General features: G+C 36.8%; 22 protein-coding genes, 1 pseudogene and 2 riboswitches. Of the genes and pseudogenes, 8 read left to right on the top strand and 15 right to left on the bottom strand.

What is annotated here, in order from left to right:
* Nucleotides 1-370: 370 nt before the first annotated feature.
* Entirely contained in the window at nucleotides 371-538 is a 168-nt protein-coding gene (locus ACQKOF_RS22295) for a hypothetical protein (RefSeq protein WP_427561886.1), read from the bottom strand.
* Between the two features lie 80 nt (nucleotides 539-618).
* On the bottom strand, nucleotides 619-1,923 hold the full coding sequence (locus tag ACQKOF_RS22290) for an NCS2 family permease (RefSeq protein WP_427561883.1): 1,305 nt from the start codon (nucleotides 1,921-1,923) through the stop codon (nucleotides 619-621).
* A gap of 132 nt (nucleotides 1,924-2,055) precedes the next feature.
* A riboswitch (purine riboswitch) is annotated at nucleotides 2,056-2,157 on the bottom strand.
* A gap of 444 nt (nucleotides 2,158-2,601) precedes the next feature.
* Between ACQKOF_RS22290 and ACQKOF_RS22285 the strand changes: the two genes are divergently transcribed.
* The 3 genes and pseudogenes from ACQKOF_RS22285 to ACQKOF_RS22275 all read left to right on the top strand — a co-directional run bounded on the left by ACQKOF_RS22285 (nucleotide 2,602) and on the right by ACQKOF_RS22275 (nucleotide 4,007).
* Nucleotides 2,602-3,042, top strand: coding sequence for a LytTR family DNA-binding domain-containing protein (locus ACQKOF_RS22285; RefSeq protein WP_427561880.1), 441 nt, complete (start codon nucleotides 2,602-2,604; stop codon nucleotides 3,040-3,042).
* Nucleotides 3,039-3,455, top strand: a complete 417-nt coding sequence (locus tag ACQKOF_RS22280; protein WP_427561878.1) for a hypothetical protein — start codon at nucleotides 3,039-3,041, stop codon at nucleotides 3,453-3,455. Before ACQKOF_RS22285 ends, ACQKOF_RS22280 begins: the two co-directional genes overlap by 4 nt.
* Before the next feature lie 10 nt (nucleotides 3,456-3,465).
* A pseudogene (locus ACQKOF_RS22275) lies at nucleotides 3,466-4,007 on the top strand (DUF7010 family protein).
* A 49-nt stretch (nucleotides 4,008-4,056) separates the two neighbouring features.
* On the opposite strand, the gene guaA reads toward ACQKOF_RS22275, so the two are convergent.
* The 12 genes from guaA to ACQKOF_RS22215 form a co-directional block, all read right to left on the bottom strand.
* Nucleotides 4,057-5,607 (bottom strand): glutamine-hydrolyzing GMP synthase, encoded by a 1,551-nt coding sequence (gene guaA / locus ACQKOF_RS22270; protein WP_427561875.1) that lies wholly within the window; start codon nucleotides 5,605-5,607, stop codon nucleotides 4,057-4,059.
* A gap of 151 nt (nucleotides 5,608-5,758) precedes the next feature.
* Nucleotides 5,759-5,860: riboswitch (purine riboswitch) on the bottom strand.
* A gap of 35 nt (nucleotides 5,861-5,895) precedes the next feature.
* A complete protein-coding gene (locus ACQKOF_RS22265; RefSeq protein WP_427561873.1) occupies nucleotides 5,896-8,082 on the bottom strand; it encodes a transglutaminase TgpA family protein in 2,187 nt (728 codons plus the stop codon).
* Complete coding sequence (locus tag ACQKOF_RS22260; protein ID WP_427561870.1) at nucleotides 8,079-9,260, bottom strand: DUF58 domain-containing protein; 1,182 nt, start codon at nucleotides 9,258-9,260, stop codon at nucleotides 8,079-8,081. The genes ACQKOF_RS22265 and ACQKOF_RS22260 overlap by 4 nt, the downstream gene beginning before the upstream one ends.
* The gene (locus tag ACQKOF_RS22255; RefSeq protein ID WP_427561867.1) at nucleotides 9,257-10,201 is read right to left on the bottom strand and encodes an AAA family ATPase; all 945 of its coding nucleotides are present in this window, start codon (nucleotides 10,199-10,201) and stop codon (nucleotides 9,257-9,259) included. The genes ACQKOF_RS22260 and ACQKOF_RS22255 overlap by 4 nt, the downstream gene beginning before the upstream one ends.
* Nucleotides 10,202-10,431: 230 nt before the next feature.
* Nucleotides 10,432-11,109: an ABC transporter ATP-binding protein gene (locus ACQKOF_RS22250; RefSeq protein WP_427561865.1), complete on the bottom strand. Its 678-nt coding sequence runs from the start codon at nucleotides 11,107-11,109 to the stop codon at nucleotides 10,432-10,434.
* Nucleotides 11,109-11,918 carry an ABC transporter permease gene (locus ACQKOF_RS22245; protein ID WP_427561892.1) on the bottom strand — a complete coding sequence of 270 codons (810 nt, stop codon included), beginning with the start codon at nucleotides 11,916-11,918 and terminating at the stop codon, nucleotides 11,109-11,111. The genes ACQKOF_RS22250 and ACQKOF_RS22245 overlap by 1 nt, the downstream gene beginning before the upstream one ends.
* Complete coding sequence (locus tag ACQKOF_RS22240) at nucleotides 11,918-12,370, bottom strand: nitrous oxide reductase accessory protein NosL (protein WP_427561862.1); 453 nt, start codon at nucleotides 12,368-12,370, stop codon at nucleotides 11,918-11,920. Before ACQKOF_RS22240 ends, ACQKOF_RS22245 begins: the two co-directional genes overlap by 1 nt.
* Nucleotides 12,367-13,638 carry a NosD domain-containing protein gene (locus ACQKOF_RS22235; RefSeq protein ID WP_427561859.1) on the bottom strand — a complete coding sequence of 424 codons (1,272 nt, stop codon included), beginning with the start codon at nucleotides 13,636-13,638 and terminating at the stop codon, nucleotides 12,367-12,369. The genes ACQKOF_RS22240 and ACQKOF_RS22235 overlap by 4 nt, the downstream gene beginning before the upstream one ends.
* Nucleotides 13,639-13,697: 59 nt before the next feature.
* Nucleotides 13,698-14,336 (bottom strand): nitrous oxide reductase accessory protein NosL, encoded by a 639-nt coding sequence (locus ACQKOF_RS22230; RefSeq protein WP_427561856.1) that lies wholly within the window; start codon nucleotides 14,334-14,336, stop codon nucleotides 13,698-13,700.
* Nucleotides 14,337-14,786: 450 nt separating this feature from the next.
* On the bottom strand, nucleotides 14,787-15,107 hold the full coding sequence (locus ACQKOF_RS22225) for an NAD synthetase (RefSeq protein WP_427561853.1): 321 nt from the start codon (nucleotides 15,105-15,107) through the stop codon (nucleotides 14,787-14,789).
* A gap of 369 nt (nucleotides 15,108-15,476) precedes the next feature.
* Complete coding sequence (nadE, locus tag ACQKOF_RS22220; protein WP_427561851.1) at nucleotides 15,477-16,301, bottom strand: ammonia-dependent NAD(+) synthetase; 825 nt, start codon at nucleotides 16,299-16,301, stop codon at nucleotides 15,477-15,479.
* A gap of 22 nt (nucleotides 16,302-16,323) precedes the next feature.
* On the bottom strand, nucleotides 16,324-17,784 hold the full coding sequence (locus ACQKOF_RS22215) for a nicotinate phosphoribosyltransferase (RefSeq protein ID WP_427561848.1): 1,461 nt from the start codon (nucleotides 17,782-17,784) through the stop codon (nucleotides 16,324-16,326).
* A 312-nt stretch (nucleotides 17,785-18,096) separates the two neighbouring features.
* Between ACQKOF_RS22215 and ACQKOF_RS22210 the strand changes: the two genes are divergently transcribed.
* Together ACQKOF_RS22210 and ACQKOF_RS22205 are read left to right on the top strand one after the other, a co-directional pair.
* Nucleotides 18,097-18,438, top strand: a complete 342-nt coding sequence (locus ACQKOF_RS22210) for a P-II family nitrogen regulator (protein WP_427561845.1) — start codon at nucleotides 18,097-18,099, stop codon at nucleotides 18,436-18,438.
* 15 nt (nucleotides 18,439-18,453) lie between these two features.
* Nucleotides 18,454-19,749, top strand: coding sequence for an ammonium transporter (locus ACQKOF_RS22205; RefSeq protein ID WP_427561843.1), 1,296 nt, complete (start codon nucleotides 18,454-18,456; stop codon nucleotides 19,747-19,749).
* Between the two features lie 91 nt (nucleotides 19,750-19,840).
* Here ACQKOF_RS22205 and ACQKOF_RS22200 read toward each other — a convergent pair whose 3' ends face one another.
* Nucleotides 19,841-20,341, bottom strand: a complete 501-nt coding sequence (locus tag ACQKOF_RS22200; protein WP_427561840.1) for a methylated-DNA--[protein]-cysteine S-methyltransferase — start codon at nucleotides 20,339-20,341, stop codon at nucleotides 19,841-19,843.
* A gap of 110 nt (nucleotides 20,342-20,451) precedes the next feature.
* On the opposite strand from ACQKOF_RS22200, the gene ACQKOF_RS22195 reads away from it, so the two are divergent.
* The 3 genes from ACQKOF_RS22195 to ACQKOF_RS22185 all read left to right on the top strand — a co-directional run bounded on the left by ACQKOF_RS22195 (nucleotide 20,452) and on the right by ACQKOF_RS22185 (nucleotide 22,986).
* A complete protein-coding gene (locus ACQKOF_RS22195) occupies nucleotides 20,452-21,183 on the top strand; it encodes a phosphate ABC transporter ATP-binding protein (protein WP_427561838.1) in 732 nt (243 codons plus the stop codon).
* Nucleotides 21,180-21,932, top strand: a complete 753-nt coding sequence (locus ACQKOF_RS22190; protein WP_427561836.1) for an ABC transporter permease — start codon at nucleotides 21,180-21,182, stop codon at nucleotides 21,930-21,932. Before ACQKOF_RS22195 ends, ACQKOF_RS22190 begins: the two co-directional genes overlap by 4 nt.
* A 79-nt stretch (nucleotides 21,933-22,011) precedes the next feature.
* Nucleotides 22,012-22,986, top strand: coding sequence for a proline dehydrogenase family protein (locus ACQKOF_RS22185; RefSeq protein WP_427561833.1), 975 nt, complete (start codon nucleotides 22,012-22,014; stop codon nucleotides 22,984-22,986).
* Nucleotides 22,987-23,036: the final 50 nt, after the last annotated feature.

The raw sequence follows: 23,036 nt of genomic DNA, 5'->3' as shown, positions 1-23,036 counted from the left end.
AACTCTCCATAAAAGAAATTTGATTAGCTCAAATTGTTTTGCTGGCATCATGTTTGATGTCCAAAATTTTGTTTCGTTCACCAACTCAAGGTTAGCTACTTAAAACTTTATTGATTACGTTTTGCTTGTTCAGTTTTCAAGGTTCATTAGTTCGTCACATTTAAGTGACTTTCTATACTTTAACATATTGTTAACTCTATGTCAACCATTCATGTTAGTATTTTTTAAGTTGTTGTTTATTTCGTAACAACGTTTATAAATATATCACCTTAATATTAAGTTTGCAAGTGAATTATTAAAATAAAACTATTCTAATTAATTAATAAGGAGTTTCTTCTATAGTATATAAATCAACTTCACCGTATAAAACTTAAATGCTTCCATTGAAAAGCATCTCAAGTATGAATGGCACTTTAATCGAGTATTTCAAATTCCCCTGTCCCTCACATAAATTGCTTCCATTTTCTCTGGCAGAAGTTAATGAAGCTTCCTTACCTTTAAGAGTTTTATTATTTTTGTTAGCATTTAATTTCTCCAATAAGAAAAGCACCTGCAACTGTTAGTTTCGTTTTCTAACAATTGCAGGTACTTTTTATATTTCGATTTGTGTATTTATAATTAGCGTACCCAGATAAAGTATGCAAGGAAGACAAAGAATAATCCATACATCATAGGGTGAATTTCTTTTTTACGACCCGCTAAAAGCATTGTTATTGGATAGAATACAAAACCTATTGCAATACCAGTAGCGATTGAGTAACCAAGAGGCATCATGATTACTGTAAAGAAAGCTGGTACAGCAATTTCGAATTTATCCCAATCAATTAAACGTAATGAGGATACCATCAGAACACCTACAATAACTAGAGCTGGTGCTGTTACCGCTGGAGTTACCACAGCAAGTAACGGTGAGAAGAATAATGCTACCAGGAATAGTATTGCAGTTACTACAGCAGAGAAACCTGAACGAGCACCTGCTGCTACACCAGAAGTTGACTCTACATACGCTGTAGTTGTTGATGTACCAAATAAAGAACCAATTGTTGTTGCAAGAGCATCAGCCATCAATGCGCGACTTGCACGTGGTAATTTATTATCTTTTACTAACCCTGCTTGTGTCGCAACTGCCATTAAAGTACCTGCTGTATCAAAGAAATCAACAAACAAGAATGTTAAGACAACAACTAAAAATTTAACGTTTAATAATGAACCGAAGTCATGAAAAATCGGATCTAAAGCTACCATAAATGTAGAATCTACACTCGGAATTGCTGAAACAACTGCTGTAGGAGGTGCAATGACACCTGTAATCATACCAACAATTGCTGTTATAACCATCCCTAAGAAAATACCAACACTACGTAGTTTAATAATAAGAATAATTGAAAGTACGATCCCGAATACAGCTAGTAAAGTTGTACCAGTGAACGTTCCTAAAGTCACCAATGTAGCTGGGCTAGCTATTATAATGCCCGCTCCTTGTAAACCTACAAATGTTATAAATAAACCAATACCTGCTGAAACTGCATATTTAAGTTGTACCGGAATTGCATTAATTACTGTTTCACGAATACCCGTTAATGAAAGAATAATAAAGATAACACCTGAGAAGAAAACGCCTGTTAAACCAGTCTGCCAAGGAATACCGTAAGCTCCAACTACAGTGAAGGCAAAGAATGCGTTTAAGCCCATACCAGGAGCAAGGGAAATTGGGAATTTAGCAAATATACCCATAATAAGAGAACCGACTGTAGCTGCTAATGCTGTAGCTACGAATACAGCACCTTTATCCATTCCTGCGTTTTCTAACATACCAGGGTTAACAGCTAAAATGTAAGCCATAGCAAGGAATGTAGTAATACCACCTATTATTTCGCGGCGATAATTAGTTCCTAATTCATCGAACATGAAATACTTTTTCATTTTAAAGAAATCCTCCGTATGGTCGTCTTCAATATCGAAAACAAAAAAGACACACTGACTACTCTACTAGTCGCATGTCTACGATATATTTCACCACGATTATTGTGTGAAATTCATTAGTGTCTATACATTGGTATATATAACTAAAATCGTAGTCAAGTTATTTACGGTAACTTGGTAGAAACTCACGGGCCTTATCCCCGACATTATACGACGACATATTTAATTTACAATCGTAATATATCATTTCATTTTTTAGATTTCAACCCTATTTCCGAACATTTTTTATAAATGTTACACGAAAGTTCGTGTAAATTTCTTAATTAATGTTCACATTTCAAAAAATCGTTACATAAATAGGTCAGGACTGAACGTTTTACTGTTAGTTATAAAATAAAAAATCCCCTAGGATCCATTTGAATTCTAGAGGATTTTAACTTCTTTCGGCAAATGTTTTATGTAACGTAAGTGAAATGGCAGTTACAAATGTCTTCTGTACCTGTCGCTTCGCTTTCGGTACAAAAACATCTGTAGGTGACGCTTTGCTGTCGCTACACTTTCGATAAAAAGACATTTGCTGATAGCAATGTAACAAAACCTATTTTTTTTGCAACAAAACGAAAAATCATCGTAAGTTCTGAGAAGTGTTGCTACGATTAAAACAGAAAGGAGATCAACATGAAATTCAACTATATTTGGAAAAACAATCAACCATCTTCTGAAATTGAGATTATTAGTAATCCATCGAATAAAGAATTGCTTTCGACAATTGAACAGCATTTTTTTCAATCTATAACATTAAGCGCAACAGATTTCAAAACAAATCGTCAGGTTATGATTGAACTCAATGACATTGAAGCAATTGAAGCATCCGGTCATTTTACCAAAATCTTTTTAATAGATGGTACAGAGCTATTGCTGAATAAGATTTTAAAAGAATTATCTTACTTAGAATCATTCGGATTGGTTAGAATCAACAATTCAATGATTTTGAATTTGAATCAAATACACTCATTTGCTTCGGGAAGTCATGCTAGATTGGAAGTTATTACAAAACAACAAAATAAGTATATTGTCAGTAGACATTATGCAAAATCTATTAAGGAGAAATTGATATGATAAAAGACTTAAAAAATAGCTTTTTATACGTTTCATTTTTGGGGTTGATTTGGATTGTTTTTTTAATTACTATTTTTAATCTTCACGAAGAAATAGTCAACTTTCTTTATATTTGGAATTTAATTGGTATTAGTGTTCTGATGGGGATTGTTTTTGGTATAGCTTACCCATATTTGTGGAACTACTCAACATTAAAAGTAACATCTAAAATTACTATTAGTACTTTTTTGAATTTTTTCTGTGGTATAGGAAGTGTATATCTTTTTTCACTGAAAGTATTTGCAATTATCAAACCTTATTTATTGCTAATTTTAGTGATAACGTTGATTGGTCATATTATAGGATTTTATTTTTTCTCAAAATATGAAAATAAAAAAATAGCGGATAGTTTGAATAGATCGCTTGAAAATTAAGAAGACGGAAATGAACCTCAATACAAGCTTACAAGTACTATTAAATGATATTGCTCAGAAACAAAAGAAGGGGCTTCCTTTTATAATGGACTCAATATTTATTTGGGGAGTTATCACAATAATCACGTTGTTGCCTTTAGATTTAATGATAAAAAATATTGGTATTTTATCTTGTGGTGCATTGTTGTTTCCTGTTTCGATTCTTTGCGCCAAAATATTAGATGTTGATTTATTTTATAAAGAAAACCCATTGATTAATGGACTATTGATTGCAACAAACAATCAAATTTTATATTTAATATTTGTATTCTTCTATTGATTAAAGCACCAATGTGGGTCTTACCTGTATATGCAATTATTTACGGTGCACATTTGTTACCATACTCATTCTTTTATCAATCAAAAAGTTATCGATATAGTTCAATATTTATTTGTATAGCTATTTTGATGAGTATAATTCTCTTCAATTTAAATATTATTTTTGTTCCGCTTATCGTAGAAATGGGTGTACTTTTCTTATTTTTAATGCTAAAAAAGGAAATTAAAAGCTAGTCTGAAAAAAAATCAGACTAGCTTTTTATTCGAAATCAAATGAGGAGGATTATTCCCACTCAATAGTTGCTGGTGGCTTAGATGTAATATCATACAGTACGCGGTTAACGTGTTTTACTTCGTTTACTAAGCGAACAGAGATTTTTTCTAGTACATCCCAAGGAATGCGTGCCCAGTCAGAAGTCATACCGTCGATAGATGTTACAGCACGGATACCGATTGCATAGTCATACGTACGTGCATCGCCCATTACGCCAACTGAACGGATGTCAGGTAATACCGTGAAGTATTGCCAGATGTCGCGATCAAGACCAGCTTTTGCGATTTCCTCACGTAGGATGAAATCAGATTCGCGTACGATTTCCAGTTTTTCTTCTGTTACTTCACCAAGTACACGGATACCTAGACCTGGGCCTGGGAATGGTTGACGCCAAACGATTTTTTCGTCAAGGCCAAGCTCTAATCCTAGTGCGCGCACTTCGTCTTTAAATAATGTGTTAAGTGGTTCGATTAATTTGAATTGCATGTCTTCTGGAAGACCACCAACGTTATGGTGTGATTTAATAGTTTGTGCAGTTGCAGTTCCAGATTCAATGATATCTGTATAAAGCGTACCTTGAGCTAAGAAGTCCATTCCTTCAAGTTTAGCCGCTTCTTCATCAAATACGTAAATAAATTCGTTACCGATAATTTTACGTTTTTGCTCTGGATCTGATACGCCCGCAAGTTTATCCATGAAACGTTGACGTGCATCAATTTTAATAAGATTCATGTCGAAGTCTTCTGTGAATGTTTTCATAACTTGCTCAACTTCACCTTTACGGTTTAAGTTGTGGTCAACGAACATACAAGTTAGTTGGTCGCCAATTGCTTTATGAATTAGAACAGCAACAACTGATGAGTCTACACCGCCAGAAAGTGCACATAATACTTTTTTGTCACCTACTGTTTCGCGGATTTTTGCGATTTCAAGTTCAATGAAGTTTGCCATTGACCAATCGCCTTTTGCTCCACAAATGTCGAATACGAACTGACGTAATAAGTCGTTACCGTATACAGAGTGACGTACTTCTGGGTGGAATTGTACTGCATATAGTTTACGTTCTACATTTGCCATTGCAGAGATAGGGCAAGCAGCACTTGTTGCGATTACTTCAAAACCAGCAGGTACTTCTGTTACATGATCACCGTGGCTCATCCAAACGATTTGTTCAGTTGGTAAGTTACCGAATAACTTGTTTGAAGTTGTTACTTTAATTTCCGCTTTACCATATTCACGTGTTTCAGCACCTTCAACTTTACCGCCTTGCGTATGTGCCATTAATTGCATACCATAGCAAATACCTAAGATAGGTAAGCCTAATTCGAAAATAGCTGGGTCTACATGGAAAGCATTTTCGTCATAAACTGAGTTTGGACCACCTGAAAAGATAATACCTGCTGCGTTCATACCTTTAATTTCTTCTGCTGTAATCGTATGAGGATGTAACTCACTGAAAACACCAAATTCACGGATACGACGCGTAATCAATTGGTTAAATTGGCTACCGAAATCAAGAACGACGATTTTTTCTTGCTCTAATAAAGGGCTAGCTGACAATATTTCCACCTCTTCTACTATTTTTAAAGGACTTTTCATATGTTCAAAGAAAAACGCGTATGAAAGTAAAAACTTCCTACGCGTTCATAAGCTCTTGATTTATAAAGGCGAATGCGTAGCAAAGAAAAGTGATTTACTAACCTTCTCACCTAACCAAAACATCCACCTTCATAGAGAAATCATTTACGGTGATCTCGTAGAAACATCCGAACCTTATTATCGAACTTATATGAAAGCAATCCTCATCATATATAATTTTTTTCATTTTACTCTTTGTACCCGTCAAAATCAACCGATAGTGCGATTGATTAAATTTTCCCAACTTTCTTTCAGTTCCATAAAATCAACCTCTTGTTTATCCTTGCCATAAATATGTTGTTCATATACAGCGGTCAGTTTTTGCATCTCCTCTGTCTCTAGCGATGCATCTACCCTTGTAGCAAATGCTCGTAATGTTTCACCATCTTTCCGGCGTAATCCAATACGAGATAATTGCTTCGTTAAAACATGGTATGAAGCATCAAAATTTGTCCAGTCCGCTTCTTTTTTACGAAATGCTCGTACTTGCATTTTAGGTATCCACGTTTTGCGTTGCATAAACAAAGCTATACTAGCGATGATCATCAAAACGCCTAGCGCAATCCATACATAAGTGAGCTTTTTCACCCATGTCCATATAGCATCAAAACTAAACGACGTTGAGCTAGAAGTTTCTTTCTTCGGCGCTTGTTCTTTCTTCATTGGTTGCTCTTGTTTTTTTTCTGGCTGCAGTACTTGCTCCTGCTGAGGAGTGTCTTGCTCAATATCATAATCAATATTCACATTCCCTGTGAATCCAATTGTCGGTTCAAACTCCATCCAGCCTGTTCCAGGTACATATGCTTCGACCCATGAGTGTGCATTATCATTTGTAATTTGATACTCCTGTAAACCATCTGTTATTCGACCAGGCTTACCAGGGGCAAAGCCTTTCACCCAACGTGCGGGTATCCCCGCCGAACGTAGGAGGACAACCATTGATGTTGAGAAATTATCACAGTAACCAACTTTAGTATCAAATAAAAACTGATCAACATAATCTTGACCCTCAGCTGGAATTGCTACTTCTTTTTTATCGTATCTAAAGCCATGAGATGAAAAATATTTTTCAACTGCTTTTATTTGATCATAAACCGAAGCTTTATCCTTTGTGATGTCATTCGCTAAATTTACTACACGTTGCGGAAGTGTATTTGGCAATTGTAAAAAACGATCAAAGGACGGATCTAATGTTTCTAACGTGGATGTTTTAGACATTTGAAGCTGCTTCATGCTATATTCTGGCTCACTATAAGAAATCGTATAGTTAGATAATAATTTCGACTCGCCATTCTGTTGTTCTATTGCTATTTTTTCAGTGTGTTCATCCTGAATAAACAGCGGTGAATCTTGGGCAGAAACAGATATCATGCCATACGTTTGCAATAAGAATGGCATTGGAGAAGCAATGTCTATTTGAATTTGACTTTCTTTTTCAGGAGATCCCACTTGTAACGAAGTTTGGATAGGGCTATTGGTTTGATAGACATTTTTGCCAAAGTTCCCCTCCGAAAGAATCCAACCCTTCGAAGTATAAGTATCCTTTGTATCTATACGCCAATAATGGCGATCACGGGAAGCTGCAGTAAAAATTAGTGTATTATCACCTTGAAACGGTCCTCCTAATCGACTATCATCCTCGCTGTAACCAACTGTTTTTGCACCTGTTCCAAAATTCCCTTGCCCTGCAACCCCTTTAATAAAAGGCACTGGATCAGCCCAGGTCGGTCCTGTTTTAGGTAAAAAGAACGCCACTGCACTAACAAGCATTACCGAAACGATCATCGGAATAACCAGTTTCCATTTTCCTATTACATTGCTCGGTGCATCTGTTTGAAGCCATAAGCGCTTAACAAAAAGCAAGCCAGTCATGATTAATCCAAGCACTATAACTTTAACAATCGCTACCTTTCCATCATAGTCACTAAATGTATCTAGTGTGGCAATAAAGAATACCGTTAACGCGAAGAAATAGAATATATTTTTCCGCACAGTAATCCAGTGATGAATTAGGTATATTAACATCCAAACAAGCGCAAGGAATAGCACCGTTCTAAATGAATCTGATACTTGTCCAAAATCGCCCGAAAGAATAGTCGTCATATTCCATTTCCATTCATGCATTAGAAATGGTAATGTCTGTCCTGATATAAAGGGACTTTCACTATAAACAAACACTATAAACCAAGTAATATAACCCAACTTCACTAATCCCGACAACAATGGATGTACTTGAAATAAGCTGAGTACTAATGATAGACCGATAAACACTAAAAATAAATGAATCAAGCTTGTATTTGTTAGCTGCATTACAGGAATAAGCCATTCACGTAAAATTAGAAAAATTATTACGTATGCTATCGTTAATTCTATAAAATCTCCTAGTGATTTTTTCACGGCTTCATCACCTCCGTGAACAAATGGTAATAATCTGTTGGATTTACATGTACAACTTGAATTTGCTTATAACGCTTTGCCAGCTCTGATTGCGTAGGTGGCTGTTCTGCTACTACAAAACAAATACAGCTTTTCACCATAGTGGCTAGAGAATGAAGTAATTCATCTGATACTTCACTTGTAACATACAGTAATGTTGCAATATGCTTAAACACTTGCTGATCTCGTAATTGAAATTTGACAGTTTCAGCAGGTTTTATAGCAGCTAAATGATGCATTACTTGATCTAGCTGTTTATTACCTTGGATAATCGGAAACACCTTCGTTTCGGAACCAGCTGAAGTAAATGAAATATCTCCACGTTCTCCGACAATTGTTTGTAGCATCGATGCTACAAGCTCAATTTTTTCTTCAAATAACGGAGACTTTCCGGCATGGAGTACTAACATTAACTCCTGTGATTGACGATCTTCAAATTCCTTAGATTGCAATGTTTGTGTTTTCGCAAATGATTTCCAGTGAATCCACGAAAAACGGTCGCCTGGAACATACTCACGTAAGCCAACAGCCATTGATGTATCCTTCACAATCGAATAAGGAGACATCATTGTACCAACATCAAATTTTGTTTGAAGCGCGGCATACTTCATCTCGCGTACTCTCGGGTAAACTAAAATGACTTGTTCCTTTTCTGCCACAACTCGCTTTTTTGCCCAGCCAAAAAAATCACAGAAAACAATATTAACACCTAAATAACGATGCTCGCCACGGGACATATTTTCCAACATGTAATTCCAGCTAAATTTTTTCTTGAAGCCAACGAACTTAATGGTATTCGTTCCTTGAACCCTCGATTGAACAAGGGCTTCACTGTTCACAAGTTCCTCCATCATCATATAAGCAAACGGAAAGCGTGTTTTTCGTTCTACCGTAATGGTAACCTTAGTAGATTGTCCACTCTCAACATGAGAGGGATCAATTTTGCGTTCCACTAGTAAAATATCTTCTTTCACCAGTAAGAAAATAAATGCGTATAGCAAAAACGGACTAACTGTAAAAAATACAAACCAGCTGACAAACCCACCTTGGAACATGGCATAACAAAACGTTATGATCATTAACAAAGATACTAATAAGAAATGTTTACTTTTCTCTATTAAAGCTTGCCATTTCTTCATTGCTCTGCAAACCTCTTAGTCGGCACGGGTGTTTTCGCAATAATTCGCTCAATAATTTCCTCTGCCGTAACGTTATCGTAACGAGCATCTGGTTTTAATACTAGACGATGGCAAAAAACAAACGGTACTAAATATTGAACATCATCAGGAGTAACATAACTACGCCCTTTGATAAATGCATAAGCTTGTGAAGCTTTCATTAATGCAATTGTTGCGCGAGGACTTACGCCTAAATATACATAGCTATTTTCCCTTGTTTGAGTCGCTAGTTCGACCATATAGTTTTTGACCGAATCTTCAACATACACACCCTGTACAAGCTCCTGCAATTCATTTAATTGCGCAACTGTTAGCACCGCTTCAATTTTTTCAATTGGTTTACCATGTTCAGCGCGACGAAGAATTTCCACTTCTTGCCCTCTTGAAGGATAACCCATTTTTATTTTTAGTAAGAAACGATCCAACTGTGCTTCTGGTAACGGATATGTTCCCTCATGCTCAATTGGATTTTGAGTGGCCATAACGAAAAATGGTTGATTGATTGTTAAGGTCTTACCATCAATAGTGACAGATGCTTCCTCCATCCCCTCAAGTAAAGCAGATTGTGTTTTTGGAGATGTACGGTTAATTTCATCAGCTAAAATTACGTCACCCATGATCGGACCAGGTCGAAACTCGAATTCCAACGTTTTTGGATTATAAATAGATACCCCTACAACATCTGACGGTAATAAATCAGGTGTAAATTGAATCCTTTTAAACTGTGCATCAAAGGATTTAGCCAGTGCTCGCACCATCATTGTTTTACCGACACCTGGTACGTCCTCAAGCAAGACATGTCCCCTTGCCAGCAAAGCTACTATGCTGAGTTCTGCAACCTCTCTTTTGCCTATCATTACTTTTTCTATATTTTCTAATACATCTTGTATTTGTGAATTCATAAATCAAAAAAACCTCCTATTTCATTCTCAGCAATTGTTTGAATTGCATGATAACTTCTTTAAGAATAACGAAATATGTTTAGTAACACAATTATATGAGACGTTCCTCTATTGCTAGTTTAAGCACTTATCGAGAAAAGTAATACTGCTTCAGCATGAAAAAGAAGGCTTGTCTGAATACAATTCAAACAAACCTATCTTTTAGTATAACGTCATTACCTATCAAAATGTTACAGATTTAATTTTTTTAACCATAAATTCTCTAAGGAAGATGAATTTTCTTGTAAAAGTATTTCCTCTAATTCACCAGAAATAAGTATGTTTCCTTCATGTAAAACTAATACATCGTCCGCTACTTCCTCCGCAAAAGCAAGCAAATGCGTAGAAAATATTACAGTACAGCCCCTTGTTTTTTCCTCTAGCATCATTTTTTTCAGCTCTGCAATCCAAAAGGGATCAAGACCGTTCGTAGGCTCATCTAAAATAAGCAAAGAGCCCTCACCAAGTAAACTTTGGGCTAAATTAAGCCGTTGACGCATCCCCTTAGAGAAATGCTTCACTTTTTGCTTTCGAACATCCCATAAAGCAACACGTCTTAGTACATCTTCCTGTTCTTTTTTACCGATTTTCTTTAAAGAAGCAAGTAGCTGCAAAATTTCTGCTGCTGTTAACATAGACGGAAAGTCCACATCGTCAGGCATGTATCGAATAGCTTGTGGTTTATGCCATATTATTTCTCCTGATTTTTGCTTTTCCTGTCCAGTTAGCAGGCGAATTAAAGTACTCTTTCCAGCACCATTTCCTCCTACAAGCGCTAAAATACGCCCCGCCTGTAAAGAAAAGGAGGCTTCATGAAGACCTCTATTATTATCATAGATATTTGATAACTTCTTTGTTTCTAATAGCATTATCTTCTGTCCCCTTTCTTTAAAAGCAAGCTAGTAAAAGCTAACGGACATACTATCCAAAGCAATGTCACAGCTACGTATACTGCATAACCTAATGATGACGAATAAAACTGCGTTACTTTAAAAAATGCTGGTCCAAGCACACTAGCCTGATCTGTAAAAATAAAGTAACCAAAGCGTAGCCACTCCACAGGATTAATATGTATCGCTATAATCGTCAGTTTTTGAAGAATATGTCCTGCCACGACAGTTCCAATAGCCATTAAAGCGTAAGAGATTAGCAATAAAAAAATGGACCAAGAAACAAGTGATAACGATAGTGCAAATAATCTTGTTTTCGCAAAGGCTCCCACTGCAATGGCCAATGACACAAAAATGAAGATACATAGCAAAGTTAGAATAATAAAAATAAATGGCAAACGCACACCACCAAGCAATCCACCAAGCGCTAAAATTACTCCAAACGCCACGACAACGACCAATAAAAAGGCAAGCACGGAGGCAATATACTTTCCTGCAATATATTGCGTACGTGTCATTGGATATGTCTTTAATAATGAAAACCAGCCTGATTCCACATCACCAGCGACACTCATACTACCGATAGTTAATATAAACAGAGGCAATAAAAACAACAATACATTTAAAAACGAGGCTGTCTGTCTTGTAAAACCCTCTACATCAGGTAATGCCATTTGCTGAATGACAATGATAGCTGTAAAAACGAATGTGAAAAGTATGCCTACAAGTTGCATCCAACGGCTTCTGAGCATTTGCTTTAATTCTAGTTTAATAAGCATGCTATACATCACTTATGGATCCCCCATTTAAAATCGTGTAAATCTTTATAGGCAAGGAGCTGACCTTCTCCCTCTGTAGTCATCCACTCCTGTGCCGCTTCCTTCGAATCGAGCGCAACTACCCCATAATTCATCGGAGTCCAATAATCCTTGTTGTATACATAAACAGCGTTAAAAACGTCAATCCATTCATTTTTTGCTGCATCTTTAATAAAGGCTGCTCCAATCTCACCTTCTCCATTCGCTTCTATATATTCCATCAGACAGCCAATGTCATCAAAAATTTCATAATCACCATTCTTCAACGCAATCTGACCAGCATATGCACTGTGAACTATACTCATATTGCAAATTTTACAAACATCGGTTTCACTAACTATTTCACGAGGCTCATATGTTTTTTCACTACACCCCATCAAAACACCACAACATAGCATGACAATCATCATCCATTTTTTCATTCTGTTATTCCTCTTTTCCATAGCCACAAACTACTTAATGACAAGAATAAACCTAATAGAATTTGCACCACATTCATCCCGTTCTTCTCTTTTACATGCGTTATTGCCAATTTTGGCGTATTATCAACAAGCATGTTCTTTTCAGTTTTATTAATTTGCTGATCCAGCGCTGTCAGTAAAATGACGCTCGGAGATGCCACGAAATATTGGTAAACAGGCTGACGCACCATCCATTGACCAAAGCTTGACACAGCCACATATGGAATATCACCGATACCATTGCCTTTTAAGTCAATCCCTGAATAATCATCATAATAATTACTTACTAGTTGAAAGCCTTGCTTATCGGAGCGCGCCGTTAAAATATTACCTGTAAAGTTATTACTACTAGCCATTGTGTCATCACTTACCTTTGTACCTTCTATGGCTGTTTGGTTCATCTGAAAATCATTTGTTTCAATTTGGATATTTGTACTTTTCTGCATGGCAACACCAGTTCGATTATTTTTGATCGTGTTATGTTTAATTTTGGCTTGCTGCACATCATACAGCAGCATACCGTAGCCATTAAAATCAAAATGATTAGCTACTATATTATTTTCAAGGAATATGTCTGTTGTCATCATAATCATAAGGCCAGTCACATTCTGATCATATGTATTAAAAAGTGCTTCAGCATCACTTGTATACATAAAATGCGTACCATAACGACCGCTCGTCACCTTATTACGTTGAACAACAATATGCTTGACCTCTTCTATATAAATTCCGTCCTGCACTTGCTCAATAGTATTGCCTTCGATGGTGATGTTCTCACTCTTAAAAACAGCCACCCCATTACCTTTTTTTGAATAATGACCTTCGATACCAGTCACATTGATCTCATGTATGTGTACATTTTTGGAACGTTGTATAAGGACACCTGTATGAACATCTTTAATTTGTAACTTACGTAGCTCAAGTCCATCTACAGTACTAGCAACGATCGCTTTATTTTTCCCTGATAACGTTATATTTTCCACAGTGACATTAGCAGTGTTTTCAATTCGGAGTGTGGGGTTGTCTCTTTCACCGATAAGTTCCGTTCCCTCTTCACCTTGTAGCGTTATCGGTTTTGTCACCATAAAATTACCTCGGTAACGACCAGCAGGAATATGAACGGACTCCCCTGGCTTCGCTCCATTAATTGCCTCCTGTACATCGAAATCGGCGTACACTGCCTGACTCATGAATAGGAAAAATAATAAGGCAAACCCTATTTTTTTCACCAATCCTTACCTCCTAGTTCAGCACGAAAAGACTAGAGGATTCCCCCTAGTCCATTCGACTAATGACTATGACCGTTCTGATTCATCTCTTCCATATGCATAGAGTCAGATTTACCATTGGCTTCTTTTTCAGCTTTTTCCTTCATCTTCTTATTACGACGCTCTAATGCATCGTCTTTAATTTTTTGTAATTCCTCTACATGTGCAGTTGGATTGTCAGCGATATATTTGTCTGCATCTGCTTTATTGGTGAAATAAATATATCCCCAGTTCATTGGAGATTTTAGGTCTGTTTTGACAATAGTTGCATCGTCCACCTTTACCCAATCTTTTGTGATAAAATCACGTACAAATTTTTCGTTCGTTTCATTATTTGCAACCTCGGCATTTACTAAACAGCCTATGTCATCATAAAAGGCAACTGTTCCATCTTCTTTTATTGCTTGAGTAGAGAATTCACCCATATCTTCGTCCTTCAAATATACTTTCATATTACACATTTCACACATTGTGCCTTCTTTTGGCTCTTGTAAACGTGGATCAACTAAAGAAGCGACTTGCATAGTTTTATCCTTTGCTTCTGCTTCATTTGCTGCAACATCTTCCTTCGTTTCTTCTTTCTTAACTTGTGCTTTTTCTGTACCACAAGCCGCGAGTAAAAGTAATACTGCTAGTACAGGTAACCATATTTTTTTCACAATTGCTTCCCCCAATTTCTTTTTTTCTATTGCTACTAAATACTTTACAGGTAAGTTGTGAAATAAGTTAAAAATAGCTGTGAAGTATTGGAAAAATTTCCTTGAATATTCATTGAACATCTTGACTTCAAATATTTCGAATAAAAAATATATATTTTTTATTTTCTGCAACTTACATTCAGGGTCAATGAAATTAAGGTCCTATTTAATGGCTCTTCGGCAAAATGAGGGGTTGATTTCCGTTCCGACTGAGCGCTTTGTCGCTGCCGCTTCGCTTTCGCGCAGATGAAACAAATGATTTTTTTGTTCTACAGGAAAGCCGAGTAGTGTGTACGGAAATTATCCTCATTTAAAGTCCACAACATTCGTAAAGATTTCATTTTTTCCTTTTGTTTTCCAATAAAAAAACTCTCTACATCCAGAATGATGTAGAGAGTTCGATTTATGATGTTATATAGAAGAGCGGTAACTATTGAGAAGCTTCTTTTGCTTGCTGACAAGACTTAGCTTAACGGCAGTTTCATTTAATTCATTGCGTATTTGTAAATCGTAAGAACTGTCCACATAACTAGCCGCTATTTTATTAGGACGTTGTTCTTGAATTTGTCTAGTTTTACTTATATGCTTTTTATCTTTATTCTTTTGCAGACTATTTTTAAACTGTTGTTTCGGATTTTGTCCGAAATTATGGCTTAAATCCCCAGCATGTAGATACTGTTGTTCGTTACGAAATAAACTACTAGTCGTCGCACTTACTCTAGAAGTCCTCATAAATAATTACCCTCCTTTACTTTTTATCAACTTTGTAGGTATATATATCGACATTATATGCTTGAACTTAATAATACAGAACCAAATTGCTTAAAAAAATAGAAAAGAGCTATAAGAAAAAATGTTTTTCACTTTTTCTCATAACTCTTTTCCCAAATATTACTCATAGCGTGGGGTTGATTTCCGTTCCGGCTGGGCGCTTTCCTGGGGGCGTCCGATGAGCCGCTTCACTCGCGTTGCTCGCTCCAGGGTCTCATCTGTGACGCTGATCCCCAAGGAGTCGCCCAGCCTCCACTCCAATCAACTTATATACAATGGGATATTTTTCATTAAATATCATTTATCTTTAAGTGATGAACCTTATAAATATTACTTCCAAAAATCATCAAATATTGTAATTGGCATATGGCGCTTGTGCTGGGAGCGTAAATAATGCCCTTCTAATGTTTTACGAGCATCTTCAGGGATTTCCTTGCCCTCCAAATAATCATCAATTTGATCATACGTTAAACCAAGAGCTACTTCATCTGGTAATGAAGGACGATCTTCCTCTAAGTCTGCAGTTGGCATCTTTAAATATAAGTGCTCCGGGCAATCAAGCGCAGCTAACAACTGCTTACCCTGACGCTTGTTGAGACGGAAGATTGGCATTAAATCCGCACCACCATCCCCAAATTTTGTGTAAAAACCTGTAATTGCCTCCGCAGCATGATCTGTCCCTAGCACAACAGCATTATTCATAGCAGCAATAGAATACTGCACCTTCATTCGCTCACGTGCTTTTTCATTCCCTTTTACAAAATCGCTTAGATCAATACCCGCATTCGTTAATGCTTTAACACTTGCATCGACTGCATCTTTAATATTGACCATATACGTTTTCGTAGGTTTTATATAGTCAATCGCATCCTGACAGTCCTTTTCATCTGCTTGGACACCATATGGTAAACGAACAGCCCAAAACGAGTACTCCGCTTCTCCCGCCTCGGCATTTAACTCGTCAACCGCAAGCTGCGTTAATTTTCCAGTTAACGTAGAGTCTTGCCCACCTGATATCCCGAGAACAAATCCCTTTACAAAGCTATAGCGACGAGCATATTCCTTTAAAAAATCAATGGATTTGCGAATCTCTTCTTGCGCATCAATTGTAGGTAGTACACGTAATTCCTTAATGATCTCTTGCTGTAATGTCATTTTATCCTTCACTCCTTACGTTTTACAATCGATTGACCATTTCACTTACTTCTTCAATATTGCGCATTTTATTATTCCAGCATTTTTGGCTTAAATCCACCGGGTATTCCTCAGGATTCATGGCACGTTTATATTCATCCCATAACAACTCTAAATTATCAGCTGCATACTCGCGCATTTCTTCCAAAGTAGGATTTTGATAAATTATTTCACCATTTTTAATCACATGATGATGTAAATTCTTAGCTTCAAAGTTCGTTACAAATTTTGATACAAATGTATGAACAGGGTGGAACATTTTAATTCGTTCCTCTGATTGAGGATTTTCATCTTGCATCGTAATGTAATCTCCCTCTGCCTTACCATTCTTTCTATCAATAATGCGATATACATGTTTAAGCCCTGGCGTCGTTACCTTTTCAGCATTCGCTGAAATTTTAATCGTATCTTCTAATTGTCCATCGTTATTTTCAATAGCGACCATTTTATAAACAGCACCTAAAGCTGGTTGGTCATACGCAGTAATGAGCTTTGTACCAATTCCCCACACATCCACTTTTGCACCTTGAGCCTTTAAGTTTAAGATTGTGTATTCATCTAAGTCATTTGATACGATAATTTTTGCGTTCTGGAAGCCTGCCTCGTCTAACATACGACGTGCTTCTTTTGATAAGAAAGCTATATCCCCACTATCTAAACGAATTCCAATAAAATTAATTTTGTCACCAAGCTCTTTAGCCACTTGGATCGCTGTTGGCACACCCGATTTTAACGTATTGTAAGTATCTACAAGGAATACGCAATCACGATGACGTTTTGCATAGGAGTGAAATGCATCATAATCATTTTTATAGGCCTGAACAAGTGCATGTGCATGTGTACCTGATACTGGTATATTGAAGAGTTTACCTGCTCGCACATTACTAGTTGAAGCAAAACCACCAATAAATGCTGCACGCGTTCCCCAAATTGCCGCGTCCATCTCCTGAGCACGTCGTGTACCGAACTCCATCGCTACTTCAGTTTTTATAATTTGTTTAATACGACTAGCTTTTGTTGCAATTAAGGTTTGGTAATTCACAATATTAAGTAATGCGGTTTCAATTAGCTGCGCTTCCACTAAAGGTGCTTCAATGCGGATAATTGGTTCATTAGCGAAAACCGTTTCTCCTTCCACCATCGAAAACACATCCCCTGTAAAACGAATATCTTTTAAATACTCAATAAAATCCTCTTTATAACCAACCTTTTCACGCAAATACGTAATGTCCGAATCAGTGAAACGAAAATCACGTAAATACTCAAGAATTCTCTCTAACCCCGCAAAAATTGCATAACCATTGCCAAAAGGTAATTTTCTAAAATATAGTTCGAAAACTGCTTTTCTATTATGTATACCATCAGCCCAATACGATTCTGCCATATTGATTTGGTACAAGTCTGTGTGTAGCGCTAAGCTATCATCTGCATAGTTTGATCTCACAAGAAACCCCTTCTTCCGCTTTGATAATTAGTCCTAGTATACACTATATACCCAAATTCTTGCGTATTACATCCTCCTACTTTAATGTTAGATTTCCTCACATTAATAGTCGGAAAATTTTGAATTGTTCACATTTTAGACATACTTTTTAGTACCGCTTTCATTCCCCTTTTAAAAACCTTTTCAGCAAACTATTTCGAAATTCGAAATATATAATGTAATAAAATATAACATGAATATTCAAAAAATGATTGCGCCGTTTTTCATCGCGTTTTAACATGTAAATTAAATTTACTCAAGGAGTTGATATTGATGAAAAAAATAGAAGCAATCATCCGTCCCGAAGTTTTCGGCGCTGTCAGAGACGGACTTGCACAGGAAGGTATCGCAGGGCTCAGTGTTACAGAAATTGCTGGCTGCGGTCGTCAATTAGGGCGTACAGGTTTATTTCGCGGAAATACCTACGAAATTGAATTTTTACTGAAGTTGAAATTAGAAATGATTGTTGATGATGAAAAAGTAGATCCTATTGTTGAAGTTTTGTTACGTAAAGCAGCAACCGGTAAGGTCGGTGATGGTAAAATCTTCATTTATCCAGTAGAACAAGCAATTCGTATCCGCACAAAAGAAGTCGGATCAATTGCAGTAGAATAAGGGGGCGATATATATATGGATGAAATAACATTATCTATAAATTTAGTTTGGGTGATGCTCGGTACAATTTTAGTCTTCTTTATGCATGCAGGATTTGCGATGGTTGAAGCTGGCTTTACACGCTCAAAAAACGCAGTCAATATTATTATGAAAAACTTCCTAACTATTTCACTTGGCGGTATTGTCTATTTTCTTTGTGGTTACGCTATTATGTTTGGTGATACAGCTGACGGTCTCTTCGGTTCAAGTGGCTTTGCCTTAAATGGTGTAGATGATCTTTCCTTCTTTATTTTCCAAACGATGTTTGCAGCAACTGGAGCAACGATTTTATCAGGAGCAGTAGCAGAACGTACTAATATTTTTGCTTATATTGGCGTTATTATTCTCATGTCGTCACTTGTTTATCCTGTTGTTGGTCATTGGGTTTGGAGTGGCCAAGGTTGGTTAACAAATCTTGGTTTTATCGACTTCGCTGGATCTACCGTTGTTCATTTAACAGGTGCAGTCGCGGCATTTGTAGCTGCGGTAATGGTCGGTCCTCGTCTCGGTAAATATGAAAATGGTCGTGTTAACGTTATTACAGGACATAGTATTCCATTAGGAGCTTTAGGCGTATTTTTACTTTGGTTTGGTTGGTTTGGCTTCAATGGTGCTTCAACATTAGCTGCTGACCCTAAACTTGTTCCTAGCGTAATCGCAAATACATTTTTCGCTGCTGCTGCAGGAGTTGTGGTCACTGCCCTTTATACGAAATTTCGATATGGCCATATCGATGGCTCACTCACATTAAACGGTGCTTTAGCAGGGCTTGTAAGTATTACCGCTGGTGCCGCTAATGTTAGTATTGTCGGTTCACTCATTATTGGATTAATTGCTGCTCCATTATTGGTCGAGGGCGTCCGCTTCATTGAATGGAAATTAAAAGTCGATGATCCTGTTGGTGCGATCGCTGTCCATGGTATCTGTGGTATTTGGGGTACTCTAGCAGTTGGCTTGTTTGATATTGGTGGTCAAGGATTATTTTATGGAGGAGGGTTTGGCCTATTAGGAGTGCAAGCCATAGGGGTTATTGCTACAATTGCTTGGGTTAGCGTTTCAGTAGCAGCTGGTTTACTTATTATAAAAGCATTTGTGCCATTACGTGTTTCTGCTGAAGAAGAAGTCACTGGTCTAGATGTCATCGAACATGGTGCTCCGGCTTATGAGTTTCAGGATATCTTCAAAGGCTCTGCCGTACGAGGAGAAACATTTGCTCATCGTTTAACTCATTTCGGTAAAACAAATAACAATGTCCAAGAGGAACATGTATAGTGTTTAATAATCTTCGGCTTCTTTAATACAAAAATCAAGAATCTGCAATCCCTTTGGAGAGCTGTTTCCCAAAAGGTATGCAGATTCTTTATTACGCTCTCTCTAGCTCCAGTAAAAATTCTTTCATAGCTAGTCCACTACGAAAGCCTGTTAGCTTACCATCCTTTCCAATTACACGATGACAAGGAATAATCGCCAATATTGGATTGGCGCCGATTGCACTGCCTACAGCTCTTACTGCTTTCGGATTACCGATGCAGTGTGCAATATCTGAGTACGTTGTCGTTGTACCATATGGTAGCTCCTTCAAAGCATCCCATACTGCTAGTTGAAACGGTGTCCCTTTGACATGTATTGGCACATCAAATTCAGTAAGCTCTTTATTAAAATAAGCCGTTAATTGCTTAACATATTGCTGTAACTTTTCTTTATTCTCTTCAAAGCGATAGCCTTTAAATGGCTTTTTTGCCCACACTTCCACCTCTTCAAATGGTCCATTCGGTGTTCCGATATATACAAGCCCTTCATCTGAAGCAACGATATACATATTACCTTGTGCATATGTTAATGTATCTACATATAATACATCCATTCTCTATCCCCCTTAACTTAATTTACCTACTACCTGTAAAATATTATTTAGCTTCCCTTCGTTTCATGCTACAGTTATTTTACCTATTAGTATAAAGGAGTTTTAACTTTATGAATACATTATATGAGCCTGCTATTCATTTTCAACAGGTCACCTTTTCATCGAATGACAAGATGATATTAAAATCGATTACTGGTTCTTTCCCGAAAGGAAAAATCACTACATTAGTCGGCCCTTCAGGTGCTGGCAAGACAACTCTACTTAAATTGTGCAATGGACTATTATCCCCTACAGATGGTCAAATATTAATTGATAATCAAGACATTTCTACATTCGAGCCAACCGCTTTAAGAAGACATGTGAGTATGGCTCTTCAAGCTGCCCCTATGATAGAAGGAACTGTATTTGACAATCTTGCACTTCCTCGTTCGTTACAAGGAGAAAAACTTACAGAGCAAGAAGCTATCCAATATTTACGAGATGTCGGACTCGATCAAAGCTTTTTACAACGCCCTACGCATAAATTATCAGGTGGACAACGACAAAAAGTTTCTATAGCAAGAACACTTATTAATCAATCCTCCATTTTATTGCTAGATGAAATCACATCTGCACTAGACCGTCAATCTGTGCAGGAAATTGAGACACTTATTGCTACAATCAATAAAAAGTTTAATGTCACCATCATTTGGATAACTCATAATTTACAGCAAGCGCTGACAATCGGACACTACACTTGGGTCATGATGGACGGAGAGCTAATTGAAACAGGAAAAAGCTCCTTACTTAACGCACCTAAAAATCCACGTGTCGCTGAATTTGTACAGGGGGTGAATGTATGACGTATACTTCGCTTTCCTTAACGTTAATTTTTGTTTTAATTCCTCTTCTATTGTCAAAAACCTTAAAGCTAGGACTTGAAAAAGATACACTCATCGCTACTATTCGTTCTATTATTCAACTACTCGCCGTCGGTTACATTTTAAAATTTGTCTTTGATGCTCAAAGCTATATTTATATTTTCCTTATGGTTGCTTTAATGATTATAGTAGCAACACTAAATGCTCGTAAAAAAGGGAAAGGTATTAAAGGTATTACATGGAAAATAGCATTAACTCTCATTGTAGTAGAAGTTGTTACGCAAGGCGTATTGCTTGGTTTTGATATTGTACCAGCAACAGCACAGTATATTATTCCAATTAGCGGTATGATGATTGGTAATTCAATGATATTATCAGTTCTATTTTTAAATCGTTTCACATCGGAAATTACAAGTCACCAGAACGACATTGAGTTAATTTTATCGCTTGGCGGCACACCAAAACAGGCCATTCATCGACAGCTAATGAATGCGATAAAAGCCAGTATGATTCCTACAATCGAAAGCCAAAAAACAATTGGCCTTGTTCAATTACCAGGTATGATGAGTGGCCAAATAATTGGTGGAGCAGACCCTATTCAAGCGGTGCAATTCCAATTATTAATCATTTTCGCCCTGCTAACAGCAGCGACATTATCGAGCATAATGATAGGTTTTTTAAGCTATCCTGCACTTTTTAACGAACGCATGCAACTACTTGAAGTGAAATAATTGTTATAGTAAAAACAATATCTATTTTCTAAATTATGTTATAATAAAGAAAAAAAGAAATGCAGTGAGGAGAATGACCATGTTATTACGCGATTTTTTCATCCATTTATCTGAAAACCAACTATTAAATAGTACTGCAAAAAAATACGGACTAAAATTAGGAGCACAAAGTGTAGTAGCTGGTACAAATGTTGAAGAAACGATTGCGAGCATCAAAGAGCTTAACGCACATAAAATCTCTTGTACAGTAGATAATTTAGGGGAATTTGTTTCAACTGAAGAAGAAGCAACAAAAGCTAAAGAACAAATCCTTGCTGTTATTGAGGCTATTCATGAAAACGGCGTTGATGCACATATTTCATTAAAGCCATCTCAATTAGGTTTAGATATTGATGTTGATTTTTGCTACGATAATTTATATGAAATTGTAGAAAAAGCAGCAGCATATGATATATTCGTTAACTTTGACATGGAAGACTACGGTCGTTTACAAACATCCTTTGATATGGTGGAAGAGCTATCCAAAACGTTTAATAATGTTGGCACTGTTATCCAATCTTATTTTTACCGTGCTAAGGACGATATCGAAAAATTCAAGGACTATCGCCTTCGTATCGTAAAAGGTGCTTATAAGGAGCCTGTAGAGGTTGCTTTCCAAGATAAATTAGATATTGATTTAAATTTCATCGAGTTAATCGAATATCATTTACTACATGGTAAATTTACGTCCATCGCAACACATGACCATAATGTTATTGCACACGTAAAACGTTTTGTAGCTGACAATAATATTCCACTTGATAAATTCGAATTCCAAATGCTTTACGGCTTCCGTACAGATATGCAAAAAGAGCTTGCAAAAGAAGGCTATAACTTCTGTGTATATGTACCATTCGGCGAAGATTGGTACGGCTACTTTATGCGCCGTTTAGCGGAGCGTCCTCAAAATCTTAATCTTGTTACAAAACAAGTATTTACGAAAAAAACGAACACAGTCCTTGCTGTAGCAGCAGGTGCATTCGTTCTTGGACGTTTAACAAAACGTAAAAAATAAGGTCTAACATAAAGAAGCCAGAAGCTTAATTGAATAAGCTTCTGGCTTTA

It is taken from the genome of Lysinibacillus sp. NPDC093190, assembly GCF_050280425.1.
In the GTDB taxonomy this organism is placed as follows: domain Bacteria; phylum Bacillota; class Bacilli; order Bacillales_A; family Planococcaceae; genus Lysinibacillus.
The sequence above is the reverse complement of the archived record's forward strand: the minus strand, read 5'-3'. Positions and strand labels throughout refer to the sequence as shown.